Genomic DNA, 20,976 nt, shown 5'->3' on the forward strand with positions numbered 1-20,976 from the left:
AAGAATAATCCCACTTCTCCGTCCAAACCGAATGGGCAGTGTCAGTCGCTTCAGGTGTCTGAAATTTCCAAATCCCACCGTCATTTATGGGCTCCTTTGTTCTGCAATTACCGTTTCAAAAAGAGAGATCATTTTGCGGCTGTCCCATTCTGCCGGACCCACCAGGCGGCCAAGCTCATCGCCATCCCGGCCAATCAGCAGCGTTGTCGGCAGTCCCTGAACAGCGAGGGCAAATTGGACGCGAATATCCTCGGCCAGATAGATCGTCAGGTTCTGGATGCCGTTTTCCTGGTAGAACTGTCGTATTGCCGGCAGTCCAGCCCGGTCGATGGACAGGGCCACAACATGGAAATCGTCGCCGCCAAGCTGCCCCTGCAACCGGTCCAATGTCGGCATCTCTTCCCGACATGGAACACACCAGGTCGCCCAGATGTTGAGCAGAACCACCTTTCCCCGGAAATTATCAAGGGTCAGTTTTCGACCCTCACCATCGCTGAACGGAGGCGACGGAATGCGGCGTGGCGCGTCGTGGAGTGGCATCGCTGGCCGCGCCGCCAGCGGTGTTGCCAGCGATGCCAAAGCTGCGGCCAACAGGAAGCGGCGGTTCATGATGCCGCCTCCTTGGATTGAAGTTCGGCAACGATTGGCAGGATGGTGTCCCGCAGCACTTGCCGATCAAATGGCCCAATATGTTTGTAGGCTATGCGGCCCTCGGCATCGATGATGTAGGTCTCGGGAACGCCGTAGACCCCCCAGTCGATTGACACCCGACCGGACCGGTCTGCGCCAATCCGGGTAAAGGGATCGCCCAGTTCTTCTAGAAACGCCAAAGCGTCTTTTGCTTCATCCTTATAGTTGATCCCGTAGATTGGCACTTGGCCCGATTGCGCAAGCTCCACCATCAGCGGGTTTTCCGCGCGGCAAGGCACACACCACGAGGCCCAGACATTGACCAGGGAAACCCGGCCAATCAGATCAGCCGTGGCAAGGCCGTTTTCCATGCCCTCAATGGGAGCCAGAGAAAACTCTGGAACAGCGCGCCCGATCAGCGGAGATTGCAGATCACTGCTGGCGTGGGACAACCCCCAAAAGAAGAGCGCCCCAAGCCCGACGGCAATACTGATTGGCAGCAGGGCAAATATGCCTGGCCCCCATTTGCGACCCGGCGACTGGGTTTCACGCCCCATCATTGCGACAGCGCGCTGGCGTCGCGCGATATTTCGGCCTGAACCTGCCTCTGCTTCGCAGGCCAAGTGCCCTTTATATAATCAAGAATCGCGCGGATTTCGTCATCGCTCAGCACCTCTGCGAAAGCGGGCATGTCGCTTTGATACCCGTTGCCCACGACTGCCGCGACGCCCTGTTTTGTCAGGCGGAATAGAGCGGCATCCGAGTGGTGCCAGCTGTGACCACTCGCGTCATGGGGTGGCGCAGGCATCCGTCCGCTGTCCAGCCGGCGGCGCCAATCCGGTTGCCCTTCCAGCTTGACCCCATGACACGAGGCGCAGTTCTCCGCATATAGTGGCTGGCCCTGGTCCACTTGATCGGCGGCAGCGCCGCTTGCTGCGGCCGGCAGCAGCATGGCGGCCAGCCGCAATGCTGTCCAAGCGGCGCTCACGATCGGTTTTCCCGCAACAGGTATTTCACAAAGCTGGCGATACCCAAGATCAAAAAGGTAAGGACCAGCAGCCAGAGCAACCCCATAGCCAACATCATCGGCCCGCTCATCATCGTCATCATGTCAGACATTAATCCGCTCCTTTACTCGTTGGAATAGACGCTGATACCGGTATCGCCGAAGGCATAGACCTTGAGTGTCCCGGTCTTGATGCGCGCCATGCCTGGTGCATTGCCGGGCATACCGGGCAGTGTGATGCCTTGGATATCGGGGCGTTCCTCCAACAGCCGGTTTACGATTTCGGCAGGAACCAGCCCGCTGACCAGATAGCCGTCAATCATGGCAAGATGGCAGCCGATACCGCGTTCTGGAACGCCTGCATCGACCGAACGCTGGTCAAAATTCGGATCATCGACGATTGTGACGTCAAAGCCGTTTTCGACCATATACGCCGCATAGGCATCGCAGCATCCGCAGCCCGGATCCCTATAGATGGTGACGGCCTCGCCGTTTCCCAGAGATTGCTCCGCGCTCGTTTCGTCGGAATTTGCAAAGGCCGTAACACCTGCTACAGCAGCGACAGAAGCGGTGACAAACAGGGTGGTTTTCAGAAAGTTATTCATGGTGATCTCCATCAGATGGTGGGCGTCGCAGACCACTTCTGGCCTCCGTCGCGGCTTATCAGTGTCTCGCTCTTAGTGATGGCGACGACATGGTTTGGGTCTGCAGGGTTGATGGCAATGCGCGGTTGAACCGCATCGCTAACATGGGCCCAGGTCACCCCTGCGTCGTTTGTTTTCCAGATGGCTGAAGGCAACCCGGCAAAGATCATCTGGGGCATTTGGGCCGTCGTCGCCAGGCTCTGCACAGGCTCACCTTTCGGCAGAGGGACCTCGGCGGTTGGCTCCCGTCCCGCAACCAGAGCATCCATGGCATCACCGGACTGCACGCCCTGCCAGCGGCAGAAACAATCCGGCACACGGATCACCCCGATCTCGGTGCCTGCGTAAATCCAGATGCCGCCCATGCCGGTTGGATCGTTTACTGACGCAAGGGACAGAACATTGCGCTCGCCCGCCTCGACAAACGGTCGGTCCATGACAAATTCCCAGCTCTGTGCAGCATCCTGACTGCGCCAGAGCCCGTCTCCCCGCACTGCGGTATAGATCATGTTTGGATCGTGAGCGGCGATGGTGATGGCATCAACAGGCGCTTGCGGCAGACCCTGCGCCGCCGAACGCCACGTCCGGCCGCCATCGCCGGACCGCAAGACGCCGCCTGTGGCATGAGAGGCATAGATCAGCCCCGGCTGATCTGGGTGGGAGGCAAGATCCGTTACTTGTCCAAGGTCAGTTTCTGCGCTCTTGTGCCAGCTCGCACCGCCATCTTCGCTGCGCCAGATGCCATCCTGGGCTCGAACCAAATTCACCCCGTCGAAGGTGATCCCCCCAATATGCTCTTGAGTTATGGAGTTGAGAATTTGCGCCCAGGAAGGTTGCGCAATAGCCGTCAGAAGTGCGACGCCCCCTGAAAAGAGCGTGCGGCGGGATATCCCTATTGGGATCCGGTTTGTCATCGTAAGTCATCCTGATGGAAGCCAGTCGGACCTTGGGATGCAGGTCTGCGAAAGCAGAACACCCAAGCGTTGCTGTGGCCGGCCACTCAACAGAGTGGCGGCCTCATTAGATCAGGATGATGGTTCGTGGAGGCGACGGATCGAGCCCCAAGACTATACCAGCCTCTAAGCGATCAGACGTTTTCTTGACTATACGCTTGGCGGATCCGCTAGCATCAATAGTATTTTCAGCACTCAGAAAAGAGACAGGAGAATGGCAACTCAGCTCGCAGCTACTAGCGGAATTCTCATCAGAAAAGCATTCACTACAGTCTTCACCTGAGCTGTCGGCAATCATGTCGCTATTCAGCATGCCGAGCTCCATCTTTGCGGCCGCTAACCCATGCGCAGTTGTCCCCGCAATAAATGCGAAGGACACCACCACACACAGAAGACGCAGAATCAGAGCCATACCGGCAATCTGTAAATTCTCAGAGCCAAGCGCAATAAGAATGTCTCTGTTCCCGCTCACGTTTGAGTTATCTCGACCAGGCTACAGACTGTGGCTTTAGGCGGTGTGCAACTTGCAATCTGACTGTGTCAGGGCGTCAATCACCGCGCAGTCAGGCACGTCTTCTCCTGAACATTGCGCGACGGTTTCTGACAACACCATTTGAATGCGGCGCAGATCGGCAATTTTTGCGCCAATGCTCTCCAGGTGGCGCGACGCAAGGGCCTGGACTTCGGCGCAGGTCTGCATGCCGCCATCGACCAGAGCCAACAAATCGCGAACTTCCTCGAGCGTGAAACCCAGATCACGGGCCCGCATCACGAAACTCAGACGGGCAATGTGGCTTTCATCATAGCAGCGATAGTTTTTGGCGTTTCGCGGCGGTTCAGGCATCACCCCAATATTCTCGTAATACCGTATGGTTTCCAGGTTGCACCCGGTCAGGCGGGCAAGATCCGAGCGCCGGACGGTCTTCACTGTCTTGTGATTGTCACTCATGGCGAGGCTCCTTGTCTCTGTACCACCTACAGACCGTAAGGTGGAGATGTGACGCGGACAAGGATGATTCGAATGTCAGAAAACATATCGGCAAGCGACGCAACAAATGTCATTATGAAGGAAGGGTCTGCCCGAAGCGACCGTATCGCCACGGCGGCCAGCCTGTTTGGCGCGCTGGCCATGACCTCCTGCTGCATTCTGCCCCTGGTTCTGGTCAGCATGGGTGTGGGCGGTCTGTGGATCGCGCAGTTGACGGCGCTTTACGCCTATAAATGGTACATGTTTTCCAGTGCCAGTGTCTTTATCGGTTGGGGCTTTTGGCAAGCCTATCGCCCCGCCGGTGGTGACTGCGCTGGCAATGCCTGCGCCCATCCGGTGAACAAGCGGGTCATGAAGGCCTGCCTGTGGGCTGCCGTGGTGGTGACTTTGATTGCCATGATTTTCCCCTACATCACCCCCTACATCCTGAGCTTTTGAGCGAGAACACTGATGAAAAATCTGCTTATTCCAACACTAATGGCCGCCTGCTTTGCCGGCGGTGCGCTGGCTGAACAGAGACAGGCAACGATTGAGGTTTCCGAACTGACCTGTCCCTCGTGCCCCTATATCGCGGCCCAGGCGGTATCGGCTGTCGACTTGGTGGTGATTGTCGATGGGGTTTACGACGATGCGGCACAGAGTGTGGTATTCGAGCTGACCTATGACACCGAGATAACCACATTGGCTGAAATCGCCAGTGCGTCAGAACAGTTCGGCTATCCGGGACGGGTTCTGCAAAACCCGCCCGAGTCTTGAGCCGCTGGGTCCTGACAGCCGGGACCGGTCTCTGGTCAAAACACCCCACCTGGATTCGATAGCAGCAGCGGCTGTGGCGGCACTGAATTTGGAGGTAAAAATGAACGACAAGACCATGTTGCGAACCGGGTTGATCGGGAGCGCGATTGCCATGTTGTGCTGTCTTACCCCTCTATTGGTGGTGGTGGTGGCCGGGGTCGGCCTTTCGGCCATAATCGGTTGGCTGGATTACGCGCTGTTTCCGCTATTCTTTGCGTCGCTTGGCATCACCGCACAGGCCCTTTGGCTCCGGGCCGGACAACCAGGCAGCAACCCGCGTCGCTGGATCATGGTCTCGGTTGTCGGGCTGTCGGCGCTGCTGTTCTTGTTGCAGTTCCACTATGCGTTCCGTCTGTCCATCGGGGCGATTTTATCTGTCGCATTTTACGGGTTCTGGCTGTCGCGCAGTGGCACCCCCCGCGGATCTGACAGGAGCAAAACATGATGGCCTCGCCGCTCCCGGCAGTTGGGGCCATCGCCTATCTGATTTTCAAACAAGCTAAGCGCGGCAATTACTATGGAAGGTAACAGTATGAATGAGTGTTGCGAGGACGGCAGCGGCAGCTACGATCTGATCGTGATCGGTGCAGGATCGGCCGGGTTCTCGGCTTCGATTACCGCAGCCAATGCTGGCAAACGTGTGGCCCTTGTTGGTCATGGCACCATTGGAGGCACCTGTGTCAACGTCGGCTGCGTGCCATCCAAGGCGATGATCCGCGTCGCCGAAGCGGTGCACGGCGGCGCCTCGGCTGCCCGGTTCCCCGGCATCACCCCCTGCAAGCACAGTGTCGACTGGTCAGCCGTTGTGGCCGCCAAGGATGGCTTGGTGGATGCGCTGCGGCAAAAGAAATACTCTGACCTGCTGCCGTCATACCAAGGTATCGACTACATCGAACAGGGCGCGGCGCAGCTGGCCGAAGGCGGCGTTCAAGTTGGCGACCGGCTGATCAGGGCGGAGCGGATTGTGGTCGCCACCGGCAGCCATTCGATGACCCCTGCGATCCAGGGCATTGAAGATGTGCCCGTGCTCGACAGCACCTCTCTGCTGGAGCTGCCTGAGAAACCAAAAAGCCTAATTTTTATCGGTGGCGGCTACGTCGGGGTTGAACTGGCGCAGCTGATGGCCCGGCTTGGGGTCGAGGTGACGCTGGTCACCCGCTCACGCCTGTTGCCTGAGGCCGAACCGGAAGTCTCACAGGCGCTGGCTGATGCCTTTGCAGCCGAAGGCATAACCGTTCTGGACGGCCTGTCTTACCACGCGGTTTCGGGCAATGCCGGATCTGTCACCCTCAGCATTGAACGGCGGGGCGAAATTGTTGAAATCACCGCCGAAAAGCTGGTGGTGGCCGCTGGTCGGCGGGCCAATACCAAAGACATGCGGCTGCCAGAGGCAGGGGTCACGCTGGACCCGCGCGGCGCAATTGTCATTGGCGAGGACATGCAAACCTCGGCCCCCGGCATCTATGCCGCTGGCGATGTCACCAACCGGGATCAGTTTGTCTATATGGCCGCATATGGTGCCAAGCTGGCCGCACAGAACGCGGTACTGGAGGGCACCGGACGCTATGAAAACGCCGCAATGCCCTGGGTGGTGTTCAGCGACCCGCAGGTCGCCGGGGTTGGGCTCAACGAGGGGGCGGCAAAAGAGGCGGGCTTTGACGTCAAAACCTCGATTGTGCCACTGGATCAGGTGCCGCGCGCCTTGGCCGCACGGGATACACGCGGGCTGATCAAGCTGGTGGCGGATCGCAAAACCGACAGGCTGCTCGGCGGCCAGATCATGGCCCCCGAAGGCTCGGATAGTATCCAGACGCTGGCCATGGCCCTGAAGTTCGGCATGACCACCAAGGCACTGGGCGAGACCCTCTTTCCCTATTTGACCACGGTAGAGGGGCTGAAACTGGCGGCGCAGACCTTTGATATGGATGTGGCCAAACTCAGCTGCTGCGCCGGGTAATGACATGACTGGCAAGGAGAATGTATCGCAGGCTTGGCAAAGTGTCGCGTAAACTTCGCGATCCGCAAACCCTCCCTCTCAATCAAAAAGGACAGCAGAGAATTGAAGAATAGCATTGAAGCCCAAAGTGCCGCCAACTCCCTGGCAAGAATCGACTGGTCTGCCGTGAGTGACACTCAAGTTGCCGAGGCCATTCCGCAATTGTTGCAGGATTGGCGAATGCGAAAGCGCTGGGATGCAATAAGCCCCAATGCGCGTGATACTCATAAGGAGATCTTGAGATCTTACCTGAGATCTGCAGCGCCACCGAAAATTGCCAGCTTAGAGCCGGCAATACTTGAAGACCTGCAATCCAGAGACTTGATCGTTGTCAAAAATGGGCAGATCACGTCGGCCTATCCATTCTCGACCATAGCGACCACACATGCCGTTACCGTTGATGCAGTAACAAACAGTGCAGTCTGTGCAATTGATGCCTTGGGAGTCGCCGCCATGTCGGCACTGGCGTCGCGAGTTCAATGTCAGTGTCCCATTTGCAATGGTAAAATCGACGTGTCGATCCGCGCTGACGGGCTGACAATTCAAGCGGCATGGCCAGCAACGGCGCGGCTTTGGGCCGGGGTTGTGGACATTGCAGGCTGCGCCGCCGACACCCAGTGTCAAACCATGCTTGTTTTCTGCTCGCCCAAACATCTGGCCGTGTGGCGCGAGACACAAAAGCCGGTCGTACGCGGGTTTGACCTGTCTCTCTCTCAGGCTGTCCAGCTGGGAGCAGCTATCTTCCGGCCATTTCTGGGCGTGAGCGATACCTGAATCACGACTCTAGTTTAGCATCTTGCAGAGTTGCATGTCCGTATGTCTGGCTTCGATTTTTTCACGGCTCTTGGCCTAGCCAAGACAGATGCAATAGCCCAACTCCGTCCAGCGACAGGGCAAGTGCGGCCATCAACCGATTTGTGCAACATAACCGCGGGACAACGGAAATCTAAGGTATATCCTCACCGCCAGGCGGATGATTTCAGGCGTCGTCCTGAAATAGTGGACCGGACTGAGTTTTGTCAGGCTTGCAGGCTATGGACCCATTTTGCCCGCCGCCACAAAGTTTTTTCTGCCAGCTCCATGGAGATCATCAGGACAGGCCTGCTTTGGCCATGCCACGGCGAATATGCATGTAGCCATTTCTGTAAACGGCCTCCGGGCTCTCAGCAAAATCGCGCCAGACTTTGGTGGCGGCTGCTAAGTCGGGAAGGCCTCTTCCGAAACTTTCGATGGTCAGCCAGCCATCGTAGCCGCTTTGAGCAATAGCAGCGAATGTGTCGTCCCACGGAATATTGCCGCGTCCCGGCACGCCACGGTCGTTTTCTGAAATGTGGATGTGTTCGACCAAGTCAGCGTTCTGGGTGAAGGCAGCAATTGGGTCTGCTTCTTCAATGTTCGCATGAAACGTATCATACATCGCTCGAATTCTAGGGTGATCAATCTCGCGAATATGGGCTGAAAGCGCCGCCATTGTGTTGAGAAAATAACACTCAAACCGGTTCAGCGCTTCCAGACAAATCGTGACTTCAAAGGCTTCGGCGCAATCGCCTATGCGCCGTTGCGCGTCGATTGAGCGACTGAATTCATCACCTGTGGGTCCCTCTCCAGAAAAATGTCCAAGTGTAGAATGCAGCGGCCCGCTCAGTTTATTTGCGCCCATTGCCCGTGAACACATAATCGCCCAACGCATGTAGTCCACACCTGCAGCACGTGCATCTGCATCGCCGGATATCAGGTTTTTTTGCGGGTCGCTGATTGCTGTCACAGCGGTGCGTTCCAGGCCAATCCGGTCAAGCATTTTACCCGTTTCAGCATAGTCGCTCGGTCGGCCCTCAAACACCGGAATTTCAACCCCGTCAAACCCGGCCTCCCTGATCTCGCAAAGCAGAGCCTCGTGCTCCAGACCGATGTTGGTCGTCCAGAGGAACATGCACATGCCGATCTTCATTTTTGCTCTCTCAGTTGGAATGCAACGCCGGTGCATGGAAAGCTACCCGCCATCTGGTAATACCAAAAATGCCAGATCAGTCAATGCATTAGTCTGGAGACTGGCAAATTTCCGGGTCACTCGGTCATATGTTTTTCGATTTTTCAGCAAGTACGAGAGAATTTTCACGTATTATCTCCTATTATCGCCACTTGACCTGACATTGGATATGTCGCAATCTGGTCCAACCAGATTGGCAATTAGAGAATTTGGCGTGCATCCGGTTCTGCGCCGGTGCCACGCGGACAGATATCCCATGGGAGGGCAGAAATGCACTTATCAACACATAACTGGATGCGGGCCGAACCGCTGGAGACCACCGTACGGCGGATCAAGAAATTTGGCTACGAGAGCATCGAAATTTCCGGCGAACCCGATCAATATGACATCGGTGAAACCCGCGCTCTGTTGAAGGACACCGGCATGCGCTGCTGGGGGGCTGTGACGCTGACGCTGGGGGACAGGAATCTGGCCGCCAAGGACGAAGGCCAGCGGGCCCGTTCTGTGGATTATGTAAAAAGCGTGATCACAATGGTGTCGGAGTTGGAAGGTGAAATCATCACCTTGGTGCCTGCCACTGTTGGCAAGGTCACGCCCGATGGCAATCCGGATGAAGAATGGGGTTGGGTGGTTGAGGCAACCAAGGAATGTTATGCCCATGCCCAAGCCCGCGGCGTGAAAATCGCAATTGAACCGTTAAACCGTTTCGAGACTTATTTCTTCAACCGCTGCGCCCAGGCCCTGGCCTTGGCCGAGGCGGTTGGACCAGACTGTGGCGTCTGCCTTGACGCGTTCCATCTGAATATCGAGGAAGACGACATTTACGATGCCATTCGTCTGGCTGGTGACAAGTTGTTTGATTTTCACGTGGCGGACAACAACCGGTTTGCCGCCGGCCTTGGCCATCTCAACTGGGCCAAAATTGTCGGCACCCTAAAAGAAGTGGGCTATGACGGGGCGCTGACCAACGAATTTGTCGCCCCCGTGGACCGGACCCCTGCTGCACCCTATCCGGAGATGATCGAAACCAATCCGGTCGACATTTCTCCCGAGCAGCTGAAATTCATCGAAGACCATGGCTCCAGCCTGTTGGCTGAAGAGTTTTATGCAGACCAGATGCGGATTACAGCTGAAACCCTTCTCCCGTTGATGAAGTAATCTGCACCCTGCCCCCGTTGCGCAATTCCTTAGCGTGTCGGGGGATTAAGGAAAAGTCATGAGAATCAAATCGGTAAAAGCTTGGTGGGTTCAAATTCCTATCGCGATGGACAAGCAGCACGTTAGCGATTTTGGTCGGTTGCGCAGCTTTGACGCTGCCATCTTAAGAATTGAAACCGACGACGGGCTTGTGGGTTGGGGCGAAGGTAAAAACGCAGCGGGCAGTGCCGGCCGCTACAGCACATTGGTTCACCTGCTCAACCACGAGTTCGGCCCCACATTGATTGGCCGTGATCCAGCAGATGTGACCTATATTTGGGAAGATCTCTATAATGGTGTTCGCAGCGAAAAAGCTGCTGCGGCCGGGCAGGCAATGCCTGAATTGGCACGCCGCGGCCTGACTGTAGCCGCCATCAGCGCCATCGACATTGCCCTTTGGGACATCCTGGGAAAATCGCAGGGACAGCCCGTTTGGAAGCTCTTGGGCGGGCGCAAATCCGACCGTCTGCCCGCTTATGCTTCGGGGGGCTGGGCGGATGAGGACAACATTGGTGACCAGTTGAAATCCTACATCGAAAAAGGCGGATTTGGGGCCGTGAAAATGAGAGTAGGTGCAATGGATGGCGCCTCTTGCGTTTCTGCAGCCAGAGTCAAAGCCGCGCGTTCCGCACTCGGGCCGAATGTCGACCTGATGGTCGATGCCCATGGCACCTACACAGTGGCAGAGGCCAAACGGTTTGCTTATCAGGTCAGAGATTGCGATTTGGCCTGGTTTGAAGAGCCCGTCATTGCTGACGACAAAGCCGGCATGGCAGAGTTGCGTGCAGCGACCCACATTCCGATAGCTGCTGGAGAGTCCGAGGCGACGCGTTATGCATTCCGCGATCTTGCGGTGTTGCGGGCAGCTGACATATTCCAACCGGATCCCGCCTTTTGTGGTGGCATTACTGAGGCGATGCGCATAGGAAACTTGGCGAGCGCTTTTAACCTGAAATTGGCGCCGCATCTTTGGGCAGGGGCTCCTTGTTTCTTTGCCGGCTTACACATCTGTGCGGCGTCGCCTGCAAGTTTCACGGTTGAGTTTTCGCTTGGAGCAAATCCCATGATACATGACCTTGCAGAAGAAGAGATCGTGGTCAAAGACGGCAAAATCGAAGTCCCCGAGGCCCCGGGCCTTGGTCTTACCGTAAATGAAAAAGTAATCAGCACCTACGCAATAACTGAGTGAAAAATGCAGGAAAACCAGCTTCTACCTAGGCTTGCGTCTTATGTCATAGCCTCTGCCAAATCCAAGGGTGGCAAGGCGCCATCGGAACGGGAGCTGGCCGATCATTTTGCAGTCAGCCGCGGCCAGGTCCGGGAAGCCCTGGCGATTTTGGAGTCTATGCATATCATTGATCGTCGGGCCAAATCGGGCATTTACGTCAACCCTGATCAATCTGGCATCGAAACCATGGCGTTTTACGCCCGCGCTGGAATTCCCTTGGAACCCTGGCAGATTTACGAAGCCGTTGAAGTGCGTAAGATCCATGAGATCAAAGCCGCGGAACTGGCGGCGGAGCGCGCAACCGAGGAAAACTATGACCGGCTGCGCGAAATCCTGGCCGCATCAGAAGAGCGTATTTCAAACGGCTTGGACTTGGCTCAGCTCGATCACGATTTCCACCTGGAGATCGTTCGCGCTACGCAAAACTCGGTATTCTACTCGATTTGTACGTCCTTTTATGAGTTGAGTCAGCATCGTTCTTCTTTCTACTTTCAAAAAGACGACAGGAACCAGCAGTCCCACAAAGAGCACCAGCAGATTTTCGAAGCCCTTTTGCGCCGGGATGCCTCGCTTGCGCAGGCGCTGATGAATTCACACCTACGGGGCGCTATGAGTTATTGGTCCGAACTCTTGGAAGACAAAGACGGGGACGCGTCCCAGTAAGGAGTTGAAATGGTTTTTTCACCGCTGATTTTTTCGACCCATAACTTGCACCCGGATGTCGCCAGCGATCTGCAGGAAATCGGTGAGCTTCGCATTGCCAGCGCGCCTACTCCGAGTGCTATTTACGGCGAAAGCGCGGGCGCGGAAATCATCATTGTGCGCGCGCCTATTGATCCCGAAATCCTGCGACGCGAGACTGGCTTGCGGGCCCTTGTGCGCCACGGTGCGGGTCTGGACATGATCCCGGTCGATAGCGCAACGCAGGCTGGTGTGCTGGTGGCAAACGTGCCTGGTGCCAACTCTGTCACCGTGGCTGAACATGTGATCTTTTCCAGCCTGGCCCTTCTGCGCCAATATCCGCGGGTGAATTCTGACCTGCGTCAGAACGGCTGGGAGGCAGGCCGTCAACATTCCAATAGCGGCCGTGAAATGAGTGGCCGAACACTTGGCATCCTTGGCATGGGAAACGTCGGCCAGGCCCTGCACCGGATGGCCCAATTGGGGTTTGGCATGAAGGTGATTTCACACACGCGCACGCCCGCCAAACTACCCACCAACATCCGCGCGGTCTCGTTCGACGATCTGTTGCGTAACTCGGACATTCTGGCCCTTTGCTGCCCGCTCAACGACCAGACCAGAGGCGTGATTGACCGGCAGGCGATTGACCGCATGAAGACAGGGGCCATTTTGGTGAATGTATCCCGTGGCCCGGTGATTGATGAAGATGCGGTCATAGGGGCGCTGCAAGCAGGCAAATTGGCTGGTGCGGCTCTGGATGTGTTTTCCGGGCAGCCCTTGCCCCCAGACCACCCCATTTTCTCGCAGCCCAACGTCATTCTGACCCCACATATGGCAGGGATTACTGAGGAAAGCATGTACCGGATGGGGGCCGGTGTGGTGGCTGAAGTTCGTCGTATTGTCGATGGCATCCTGCCGAAAAACCTGATCAATCCCTCGGCAGTTTCAAACTATCGGTCTCGTTTCAATCTGGACTAACTGGCAGCCAGGTTTCGCCCTGTCGCCTGATCAAACAGCAAGACCTTGTCTGCTTTCCAGCCAAACCGAACAGTTTCGTCCAGGGACACTTTCATTTGAGCTGACACAGTTGCGTGCAGTTTATTCGCCCCAACTTCGATTGTCAGGATCTTGATCACACCATGGTCTTCGATATCAAAGACCTTGGCCTCGACCGGCGCGCCGCTTTCGATGACCAGGTTTTCCGGCCGGACACCAAACAGCAGGTCTTTCCCCTCAGTCGCATTTCTGGCTTGCACCGGTAAGCAAAAACCATTTGCGTCCATGACTGCCGTACTGCCATCCAATGCGCCTTTGACCAGGTTCATCGGCGGCGTGCCAACAGACCGCGCAACAAATGTGTTGCACGGGTTATTATAGACTTCGGAGGGGGTGCCGACCTGTACCAGCTTGCCTTTGTTCAGCACGCCGATCTTGTCCCCCATCGACATCGCCTCGACCTGATCATGGGTCACGTACAGAAAGGTTGCCCCAAGGTTATTGTGAAGCTTCTTCAGCTCCACTCGCAGCGTCTCGCGAAGCTTGGCATCAAGCGCCGACAAAGGCTCATCCATCAAGAAGACCCTTGGCTCACGGACAATGGCGCGGCCGATCGAAACACGCTGCATTTCCCCGCCGGAAAGCCGTTCGACCTTTCGATCCAGCAGCGCGGTGATCTGCAGGGTTTTCGCCACTTTTTCAACCCGATCAGCAATTTCCGCATCGTTCAATCCACGAATTTTTGAGCGCAGCGGGAACTCAAGATTTCCGCGCACAGTCAGGCGTGGGTAAAGCGAGTATTGCTGCAAAACCAATGCCACATCGCGTTCTGCCACCGTCCAGTTGGCGACATCTTCGCCATCAATCAGAACCTGACCATCGTTCGGCTTTTCCAGACCGGCAAACACCCGGAGAGCTGTGGTTTTACCCGCCCCCGTCTGGCCCAAAAGTACAAAAAATTCACCGTCCTCAATCCGAAGATCCAGTGATCGAAGCGCCTTGTTGGCGCCAAAATCCTTCGAAACCCCTCTTAATTCAAGATTGGCCATCAGTTTTGCCCCCTCAGCGCAAGTCCGCTTGAGCGGTCAAAGAAATGTGCCTGCGCTGGATCAATATTCACCCAGACTTGTTGCCCTTCCCCAGACACAAATCCACTTTCGGTCCGGGCCCGCAGAAAGGTGTCACCCAGCCTGACATCAACGATGTCATGCGACCCAAGGGGCTCAATATTTGTCGTCTCCACCGGAATATAACCGTCCCTAGCATCGTGCTGCAACGAGACCGCTTCGGGGCGGATGCCCAGCGCTATATCTGCGCCGGTCTCTCTCAGGTGGTTGGTCAAGCCTGCCGGGAAGTGAAAGCCGGTGTCACCGCGCCCAAGCCGCACCTGGGTTTGCCCGCCCGAGGTTTCAAGCACCACATCCGCGACATTCATCACTGGGCTGCCGACAAACTCGGCCACAAATAGATTGGCTGGCTTCAGATAGACCTCATCCGGGGCGCCAATTTGCTGCAACAGGCCGTCATGCATAATGACAATCCGGTCTGCCAGTGACATGGCCTCAATCTGATCATGGGTCACGTAAACACTGGTCGAGCCGCGCGAAATGTGCAGCCGCTTGATTTCAGACCGCATTTCTTCGCGCAGCTTGGCATCAAGCGCACCAATCGGTTCGTCCATCAGCAAGGCCTTGGGCCGACGCACCAGTGCACGGCCAATTGCAACCCGCTGCATATCACCGCCCGCCAGCGCCGACGGCCGCCGATCCAAAAGGGCCGTGATCTGCAGGATTTCAGCGACTTCCTTTACCGCCTTGTCACGTTCGGCGTTGCTCATGCCCACCGCCCTTAACGGAAAGGCGATGTTTTCGTAGACGTTCATATGTGGATAGAGCGAGAACGACTGAAAAACAAAAGCGATATCCCGGTCGGCTGCCTTCTTTTCGTGAACCGCAACGCCATCAATGAAGATCTCTCCAGAGGTGACAGTTTCCAGGCCGGCAATCGCCCGAAGCGTGGTGGTTTTGCCGCAACCGGACTGCCCCAACATAACGACAAATTCGCCGTCATTGATGGTCAGGTCCATGTCCTTGATCACCTGCACAGGGCCAAAGAATTTCTGAACGTTTTTCAACTCGATTTGAGCCATCAGATGACGTCCTCTTCGATATCTTCGATGATCTCAGGCTCGGGTGCGATCTTGGAGGTGATCATGAAAGACACCAGCCCCACAATGATCAGCGTCAGCCCATAGCGGTGGAGAAACTGGATCCAGGGCTGGCAAAGCGCGATGATACCAAAGATCATCAGGCTTTGCGCGGCCGGGGCCAAGAACCTTTGGTTCAACTCTCGAAAGGTCATTTGCGAATTGCTCCAAAAGACATGCCGCGCAGCAGGTGGTTCCGCAGCAGGAATGTAAAGATGGCGACCGGTAGCAGGAACAGGAAGGTTCCGGCAGCAATCACCGTCCAGTCCGGCAGTCCCGAACCAACTTGGCTAGGAATAAATGGCGGCGCTGTCTGCGCCCTCCGGTTGGTCATGATCAACGCAAAGGCATACTCATTCCACGCGGTGATAAAGCAAAACACCGCCGTGGCCGCGATGCCGGTCATCGCCTCGGGCAGAACAATTTTGAAGAACGCCTGCATCCGAGTATAGCCATCAACAAGCGCCGCTTCCTCATATTCCCGCGGGATCTCGTCTATGAAACCTTTCATCAGCCAGACCGAAAACGACAAGTTGAACGCCGTGTAGAGAATGATCAGCCCAACGTGAGTGTCGTGCAAACCGACCAGCCGGTACATCAGGAACATCGGGATCGCCACCACTACAGGTGGCAGCATTCGGGTCGAGAGAATGAAGAACAGCCAATCATCCTCCCCTTTTACTTTGAACCTTGAGAACCCATAGGCCGTCAGCGTGCCCATAGATACCGCCAGGAACGTCGAGGTGATTGCGATGATCAACGAATTGACAAAGCGTTGGCCATAGCCCGAGCGCCGAACCACGCCTTTGTTTGAGCGCACGACCTTTTGGCCGCCGTCAAATACCATCTGCTCCCACCAGGGGGCCGCATCATAGATCTCTTGGGACACCGGATCGCGCAGTTGCGACCGTTTGGTAAACAGTTTCACAAAGGGTGAGACTTCGGGCGTAAACAACACTGTTGGCGGGATAGTGGTGGCCAGATTGCGTGGTTTAAAAGCCGTGGACGCAATCCAGTAGATCGGCACCAGCATTATAAACAAGGCGACCATAACACCGGCAATTGCCGCGCGGTTAAAGAACACTTCCCGGCGAGTACGAATTCCAGCCATCTCAGCGTTCCTTCACTTTATTCAAGTACTTGACGTAGAGATTGGTAATCGCAACCACCATGATCAGAACGATGTAGGCAAAAGCTGAGGACTGACCCGTCTGCCACTCCAGGAACGCCATTTTGTACAGCCGGATCGCAATCAACTCGGTCGTTGGCTGGCTCGACAGGATATAGGCCAGATCAAACGTCTTGAAGGCCTCCATGGTTCGGAAAATGATCGCGATCATCAGGATCGGCGCGACCAGTGGCAGCGTAATGCGCGTGAAAGTGTAAAAGCTGCCTGCGCGGTCGATTTCAGCGGCCTCATACAGGTGCTTTGGCACCGCCGACAGGCCCGCCAGCGACAGCAGCATCACAAAGGGTGACCACATCCAGATGTCCGTCAGGGCAACGGCATAGAGCGCAACATCAGGATCGGCGAGCCATTCGAATTTCCCCAGCCCCAAGCCGTAATTGATGATGCCAAAAGACGGATCATAGAGAAGTTTCCAGAACAGGCCGACGACGGCCATCGACAACATCATCGGCAGCATCAAAAGCGTGGTGATCAATCCTTTCAAGGGAATGTCGCGATTAAGCAGCATTGCCATGCCAAAACCGACAATCACCTGTCCGCTGACCGAGATAATCACGTACTTCGCAGTGATGGTGAAATTGCGCCAGATGAACTCGTCGTTCAGCAGAAACTTGTAATTGTCCAAGCCGACAAATTTCGCGGGGGCGTTGGTCGAGGCTCTGAAATCCGTGAAGGAATACCCCAACGAATAGAGCAGCGGAAAAATGTTGAACACGATCAGAAAGGTGATCGTCGGAATGATGAACAAATTGCGGATCGCAAGGTCGCTCATTCCCCTCTTTGCCGCGCGCGAGCCCGGATCAAGCCGAGCGATGACTGATAGTGTCACTTTGTTTAGCTCCAGAACTTTGCTGACGTTTGGTGCATGAAAGGGGCGAATTGCCGCCCCTTTCACTGGTAATTGGAAGTCCGGATTATTCCGTACGACCATATTTTTTGAACGTTGCTTCCCAGTCAGCGGCAAGTGCGTCCATTGTCTCTTGCGCAGTCCCCTCATTACCAACGATGAACGGATACAGACGCTGGTTGGCAGAGGTCAGCAGCTCGGCGAACTCAGGCACGGCCCAGAAGTCTTTGACCTTGAACATGGTCTGGTAAAAGGCTTCGTTATACGGCGTAGCGTTGCGGAATTCATCTGACGACAGGGTCTTGGCATGAGCCGTATATCCACCCAGTTCGGCCCAGCGCTTCTGAACGTCATCGCTGATGAACCACTCAAGGAACTTCATCGATTCTTCTTGCTTGTCAGAGTAGCTCACCACCGAGATGCCCTGGCCGCCGAGTGCCGCAAACTGTGCCCCAGTCGGACCAGCCGGGTTGGCAAAGAAGCCGGTGTTGGCTGCATGCGGGTTGGTTGCTTCGTTCAGCAAGGCCGGGAAGAAAGCGAAGTAGTTCATCGACATCGCAGTCAGACCTTCAGTGATCGCCTGATTGTTCTCGACAAAGAACGTCTTAGCCCAGCCCGGAGGGGTATAGCCATAGAGCCGCTTATAGTCTTCCAGCGCCTGAACAGCCGCCGGGGAGTTGATGTAGCCATCGACTTCATAGGTTTCAAAATCGCCTAAATCAGCCCCATAAGAGAAGATCGCGTTCTCAACGCCCATGACCATCGCGTCATACGAGTTGTCTGTGTAGATCGCGACGCCGTAGCGATCTTCGTCCGGGCGATGGAAAAACTCGGCGATATCGAGCAACTCAGCCCAGGTCGCGGGCGGTGCCAGATCGTAGCCGTATTTTTCGTTGAAGGCCGCCATTTCGGCTGGATCTTCGAACCAGTCTTTCCGGTAGGACCATCCCACCGCGTCACCTTCAGCAGGCACAGCCCAGTAGGAGCCGGAATTGCCGGGATATTCGGCATAATATTTGACGGTTGCAGGCGCCATGACTTCCGCCAGATTGTGCTCCGTAAAGAACCCGGTCAGGTCAACATAATGGCCGCCGGTTGAGGCCGCGCCCAACCACTGACTGTCACCAACAATCATGTCGTAAGCATCACCGCGCGCGTTGAACTCGGTAAAGGCCTTGGTTTGAAAATCGGACCAGGGTGTCGTTTCAACGATAACTTCTACACCCGATACTTCTTCGTATTCATTCACGAGTTCCTGCAGAAAGTTCGCCGGATCCCATTCTGCCCAAAATATCACGAGCTCTTCGGCCGCGAGTGACGTTGATGACATTGCGCAAATAGCGGCGCCCGCCATCAAGTTTTTGAAATTGGTTTTCATCGTAGATTTCCTCCCAGATACGAATTCATTTTCCTTTTATTTCGGGCCAGCATCTTCCCTTTTCCGGTTTCGTTTTCCGTGTCGGCCGTCGAACTTTCTTCTTGCAAAATTGGTATTACCAGATGAACCAATCTGTCAAGCGTTTGTTTCCTATTTCCCCTTGCCACTTATCGTATTTCAAGTCATAAAAATCGCAGAATAAGGGTATTTTATGAGTAAATTATACATTCACCGAGAAAGGACCGTCCCGCCCCTCCAGGCAGGTCGCGCATCGAAGCCCCCATCTGGCCGGACCAATTTTCAGATGAAAAGGTTTTCATCGCACGACGTCATTTTCAGAAATCTCCGCAAGCGCGGCCCGGATCATGGCGCGCGCAGCCCAGAGCGTCACAGACTGAACGCCGCCGTTGTTCAAACCCCAGATATCCTTAAGGACGACTGCACTTTCGATCCCGAAGGCCAAGGACAGAGCCTGAGCCAGCCGAGTCCTTTGAGCATCCGAAAGCACATCAGCCAGACCAGACAGCGCCCGCATCAACAAATCGACCCGATGCCCCCTGCCAAACGAACCATCCTCGCCATCTTGCAGAGCGTCGCCCCCTGCCTCCAGAGACTGGCGCAGCGCTGCCCTGAAGATTGCTTCGTTGGCCAGAATGCGGGGAAACGAAGATTCGAAAAGCGACGCGATCAATTCTTCCGGATCTGTCTTGCTGGGCTCCCAACTCAGTATCGGACCAAGCGCCTCAACAACGACGGCCTGGACCATGGCAGATTGCGTCGGAAAATACCGATAGGCGGTCGAACGCGAAACCTCCGCGACTTCAGCCACTTCACTGACGGAAGGCGAACCGCCCCGTTGCATCATTTGACTGGCCGTCATCACCATCAGGCGGCGCGTTCGCGCACGCGGCCCTTTGGTGACGGCGTCGGGCTCGGTGAGTTTTTTGCTTGGTACTATCATCTCATTATGGTACTCGAGTCCCAAAACAAGATCAAGATATTTCACTCACCAAGACTGCCGGAGCCAACTGGACCAAAGGGGATCGCGTAATGTCATGCATTTACTTGGTAGGCACAGCGGATACGAAAGGCGACGAACTCGCGTATCTGCGAGCCCTTATCGCTGCTGAATTCCCCGATGTTCTCTGCCTCCACCTTGGAACCCAAGAGCCGACGATACCGGTTGATGTTTCAAATGTTGAGATCGCCCGCCATCATCGCAATGGTGCTGACGCAGTCCTGCAGAACCAGGATCGGGGCACAGCCGTTGCGGCCATGGGTGCGGCCTTCGCCGTTTATTGCCGGGATCATTCCAAAGACATAGCAGGGATCATTGGCATCGGCGGTGGCGGTGGCACCTCGATTGTTACCTCCGGTATGCGTGAACTTCCTTACGGGGTGCCCAAAGTGATGGTCTCGACTCTCGCCTCGGGCGACGTCGCCCCCTATGTCGATATCTCTGATATCAACATGTTTCCCTCGATCACCGATATTGCAGGCCTAAACCAAATCAGCCGCGCCATTCTGCACAATGCAGCTCAGGCGTTGATTGGCATGGTCAAATCCCCATACCTGGCTGTAACAAACGCAAAAAAGGCCGTTGGCCTAAGCATGTTTGGCGTCACAACCCCTTCGGTCACCGGGATAACGGACCGGCTTGCCGACCAGTTCGATTGCCTTGTCTTTCACGCCACAGGCACTGGTGGCCGGGCCATGGAACGGCTGTTGGCCGATGGTCTCTTGGATGGGCTGCTGGATATCACCACCACCGAAATTGCCGACTTGCTTTTTGGCGGCGTGCTCCCTGCAAATGCGGATCGCCTGGATATTGTCGCAAAAACGGGGCTGCCCTATGTCGGCTCTGTTGGCGCTCTGGATATGGTGAATTTCTGGGCTCCCGGCTCAGTGCCGGAAAAGTTCAAGGACCGCTGGTTTTACCACCACAACCCGAATGTCACCCTGATGCGGACCACCCCTGCAGAATGTGCCGAACTGGGCCATTGGATCGCTGACAAGCTGAATGCTTGCGAAGGACCGGTCCGGTTTCTGATCCCTGAAAAAGGCATATCGGCGCTCGACATCGAGGGTGGCGACTTTTGGGACCCTGCGGCTGATACCGCGCTGTTTGAGGCCCTGAAGTCCCGAATTCACCAAACTGAAAACCGAAAACTGATCTTTCTGCCCCACCACATCAATGACCCGGCGTTCTCGGCTGCCGCAGCCAACGCCTTTCTCGAAATCAACCAGGATTGAGA

The 20,976-nt window shown here is 55.8% G+C and carries 26 protein-coding genes and 1 pseudogene; 10 read left to right on the top strand and 17 right to left on the bottom strand.

Going from position 1 to position 20,976, the window contains the following annotated elements; genetic code table 11:
* Window positions 1-84: 84 nt before the first annotated feature.
* The 8 genes from QPJ95_RS01850 to QPJ95_RS01885 form a co-directional block, all read right to left on the bottom strand.
* A complete protein-coding gene (locus tag QPJ95_RS01850; RefSeq protein ID WP_270920236.1) occupies window positions 85-609 on the bottom strand; it encodes a TlpA family protein disulfide reductase in 525 nt (174 codons plus the stop codon).
* Window positions 606-1,190, bottom strand: coding sequence for a DsbE family thiol:disulfide interchange protein (locus tag QPJ95_RS01855; protein ID WP_390923012.1), 585 nt, complete (start codon window positions 1,188-1,190; stop codon window positions 606-608). The genes QPJ95_RS01850 and QPJ95_RS01855 overlap by 4 nt, the downstream gene beginning before the upstream one ends.
* Window positions 1,187-1,582: a c-type cytochrome gene (locus QPJ95_RS01860; protein WP_270920256.1), complete on the bottom strand. Its 396-nt coding sequence runs from the start codon at window positions 1,580-1,582 to the stop codon at window positions 1,187-1,189. Before QPJ95_RS01860 ends, QPJ95_RS01855 begins: the two co-directional genes overlap by 4 nt.
* A 32-nt stretch (window positions 1,583-1,614) precedes the next feature.
* Window positions 1,615-1,749, bottom strand: coding sequence for a hypothetical protein (locus QPJ95_RS01865; RefSeq protein WP_270920235.1), 135 nt, complete (start codon window positions 1,747-1,749; stop codon window positions 1,615-1,617).
* 12 nt (window positions 1,750-1,761) lie between these two features.
* Window positions 1,762-2,241 (bottom strand): DUF411 domain-containing protein, encoded by a 480-nt coding sequence (locus QPJ95_RS01870; protein ID WP_270920234.1) that lies wholly within the window; start codon window positions 2,239-2,241, stop codon window positions 1,762-1,764.
* A gap of 11 nt (window positions 2,242-2,252) precedes the next feature.
* Complete coding sequence (locus QPJ95_RS01875) at window positions 2,253-3,041, bottom strand: WD40/YVTN/BNR-like repeat-containing protein (protein WP_286018231.1); 789 nt, start codon at window positions 3,039-3,041, stop codon at window positions 2,253-2,255.
* 259 nt (window positions 3,042-3,300) lie between these two features.
* Window positions 3,301-3,705, bottom strand: a complete 405-nt coding sequence (locus QPJ95_RS01880; protein ID WP_270920232.1) for a hypothetical protein — start codon at window positions 3,703-3,705, stop codon at window positions 3,301-3,303.
* 36 nt (window positions 3,706-3,741) lie between these two features.
* Complete coding sequence (locus QPJ95_RS01885; RefSeq protein WP_270920231.1) at window positions 3,742-4,182, bottom strand: MerR family transcriptional regulator; 441 nt, start codon at window positions 4,180-4,182, stop codon at window positions 3,742-3,744.
* Window positions 4,183-4,254: 72 nt separating this feature from the next.
* Here QPJ95_RS01885 and QPJ95_RS01890 point away from each other — a divergent pair, with 72 nt between their 5' ends.
* From QPJ95_RS01890 to merB, 5 genes are all read left to right on the top strand, one after another.
* The gene (locus QPJ95_RS01890; protein ID WP_270920230.1) at window positions 4,255-4,659 is read left to right on the top strand and encodes a mercuric transporter MerT family protein; all 405 of its coding nucleotides are present in this window, start codon (window positions 4,255-4,257) and stop codon (window positions 4,657-4,659) included.
* 12 nt (window positions 4,660-4,671) lie between these two features.
* Window positions 4,672-4,977 carry a heavy-metal-associated domain-containing protein gene (locus tag QPJ95_RS01895; protein WP_270920229.1) on the top strand — a complete coding sequence of 102 codons (306 nt, stop codon included), beginning with the start codon at window positions 4,672-4,674 and terminating at the stop codon, window positions 4,975-4,977.
* A gap of 100 nt (window positions 4,978-5,077) precedes the next feature.
* On the top strand, window positions 5,078-5,461 hold the full coding sequence (gene merF / locus QPJ95_RS01900) for a mercury resistance system transport protein MerF (protein WP_270920228.1): 384 nt from the start codon (window positions 5,078-5,080) through the stop codon (window positions 5,459-5,461).
* Between the two features lie 72 nt (window positions 5,462-5,533).
* Entirely contained in the window at window positions 5,534-6,973 is a 1,440-nt protein-coding gene (merA, locus tag QPJ95_RS01905; RefSeq protein ID WP_270920227.1) for a mercury(II) reductase, read from the top strand.
* Window positions 6,974-7,075: 102 nt separating this feature from the next.
* Window positions 7,076-7,786 (top strand): organomercurial lyase, encoded by a 711-nt coding sequence (gene merB / locus QPJ95_RS01910; protein WP_270920226.1) that lies wholly within the window; start codon window positions 7,076-7,078, stop codon window positions 7,784-7,786.
* 159 nt (window positions 7,787-7,945) lie between these two features.
* On the opposite strand, the pseudogene QPJ95_RS01915 reads toward merB, so the two are convergent.
* A pseudogene (locus QPJ95_RS01915) lies at window positions 7,946-8,035 on the bottom strand (IS6 family transposase); the annotation flags it as partial.
* Window positions 8,036-8,102: 67 nt separating this feature from the next.
* The gene (locus QPJ95_RS01920) at window positions 8,103-8,960 is read right to left on the bottom strand and encodes a sugar phosphate isomerase/epimerase family protein (protein ID WP_270920225.1); all 858 of its coding nucleotides are present in this window, start codon (window positions 8,958-8,960) and stop codon (window positions 8,103-8,105) included.
* A 309-nt stretch (window positions 8,961-9,269) separates the two neighbouring features.
* On the opposite strand from QPJ95_RS01920, the gene QPJ95_RS01925 reads away from it, so the two are divergent.
* The 4 genes from QPJ95_RS01925 to QPJ95_RS01940 are packed head-to-tail and all read left to right on the top strand — an operon-like array spanning window position 9,270 to window position 13,083.
* A complete protein-coding gene (locus tag QPJ95_RS01925) occupies window positions 9,270-10,157 on the top strand; it encodes a sugar phosphate isomerase/epimerase family protein (RefSeq protein ID WP_270920224.1) in 888 nt (295 codons plus the stop codon).
* A 58-nt stretch (window positions 10,158-10,215) separates the two neighbouring features.
* Window positions 10,216-11,385, top strand: coding sequence for a mandelate racemase/muconate lactonizing enzyme family protein (locus tag QPJ95_RS01930; RefSeq protein WP_270920223.1), 1,170 nt, complete (start codon window positions 10,216-10,218; stop codon window positions 11,383-11,385).
* 3 nt (window positions 11,386-11,388) lie between these two features.
* A complete protein-coding gene (locus QPJ95_RS01935) occupies window positions 11,389-12,087 on the top strand; it encodes a FadR/GntR family transcriptional regulator (RefSeq protein WP_270920222.1) in 699 nt (232 codons plus the stop codon).
* Between the two features lie 9 nt (window positions 12,088-12,096).
* The gene (locus QPJ95_RS01940; protein ID WP_270920221.1) at window positions 12,097-13,083 is read left to right on the top strand and encodes an NAD(P)-dependent oxidoreductase; all 987 of its coding nucleotides are present in this window, start codon (window positions 12,097-12,099) and stop codon (window positions 13,081-13,083) included.
* On the opposite strand, the gene QPJ95_RS01945 is transcribed toward QPJ95_RS01940, so the two are convergent.
* From QPJ95_RS01945 to QPJ95_RS01975, 7 genes are all read right to left on the bottom strand, one after another.
* Window positions 13,080-14,150: an ABC transporter ATP-binding protein gene (locus QPJ95_RS01945; protein WP_270920220.1), complete on the bottom strand. Its 1,071-nt coding sequence runs from the start codon at window positions 14,148-14,150 to the stop codon at window positions 13,080-13,082. The genes QPJ95_RS01940 and QPJ95_RS01945 overlap by 4 nt on opposite strands.
* Window positions 14,150-15,250, bottom strand: coding sequence for an ABC transporter ATP-binding protein (locus tag QPJ95_RS01950; protein ID WP_270920219.1), 1,101 nt, complete (start codon window positions 15,248-15,250; stop codon window positions 14,150-14,152). Before QPJ95_RS01950 ends, QPJ95_RS01945 begins: the two co-directional genes overlap by 1 nt.
* Window positions 15,250-15,462, bottom strand: coding sequence for a hypothetical protein (locus tag QPJ95_RS01955; protein WP_270920218.1), 213 nt, complete (start codon window positions 15,460-15,462; stop codon window positions 15,250-15,252). Before QPJ95_RS01955 ends, QPJ95_RS01950 begins: the two co-directional genes overlap by 1 nt.
* A complete protein-coding gene (locus tag QPJ95_RS01960; protein ID WP_270920217.1) occupies window positions 15,459-16,418 on the bottom strand; it encodes a carbohydrate ABC transporter permease in 960 nt (319 codons plus the stop codon). Before QPJ95_RS01960 ends, QPJ95_RS01955 begins: the two co-directional genes overlap by 4 nt.
* 1 nt (window position 16,419) lies before the next feature.
* Window positions 16,420-17,268, bottom strand: a complete 849-nt coding sequence (locus tag QPJ95_RS01965; RefSeq protein WP_270920216.1) for a carbohydrate ABC transporter permease — start codon at window positions 17,266-17,268, stop codon at window positions 16,420-16,422.
* Between the two features lie 142 nt (window positions 17,269-17,410).
* Entirely contained in the window at window positions 17,411-18,721 is a 1,311-nt protein-coding gene (locus QPJ95_RS01970; RefSeq protein ID WP_270920215.1) for an ABC transporter substrate-binding protein, read from the bottom strand.
* Between the two features lie 316 nt (window positions 18,722-19,037).
* Window positions 19,038-19,727 carry a TetR/AcrR family transcriptional regulator gene (locus QPJ95_RS01975; RefSeq protein ID WP_270920214.1) on the bottom strand — a complete coding sequence of 230 codons (690 nt, stop codon included), beginning with the start codon at window positions 19,725-19,727 and terminating at the stop codon, window positions 19,038-19,040.
* Between the two features lie 44 nt (window positions 19,728-19,771).
* On the opposite strand from QPJ95_RS01975, the gene QPJ95_RS01980 reads away from it, so the two are divergent.
* The gene (locus tag QPJ95_RS01980) at window positions 19,772-20,974 is read left to right on the top strand and encodes a Tm-1-like ATP-binding domain-containing protein (protein ID WP_270920213.1); all 1,203 of its coding nucleotides are present in this window, start codon (window positions 19,772-19,774) and stop codon (window positions 20,972-20,974) included.
* Window positions 20,975-20,976 lie beyond the last annotated feature (2 nt).

Origin of the sequence: Parasedimentitalea psychrophila, assembly GCF_030285785.1 — a bacterium.
Taxonomy (GTDB): Bacteria; Pseudomonadota; Alphaproteobacteria; order Rhodobacterales; family Rhodobacteraceae; genus Parasedimentitalea; species Parasedimentitalea psychrophila.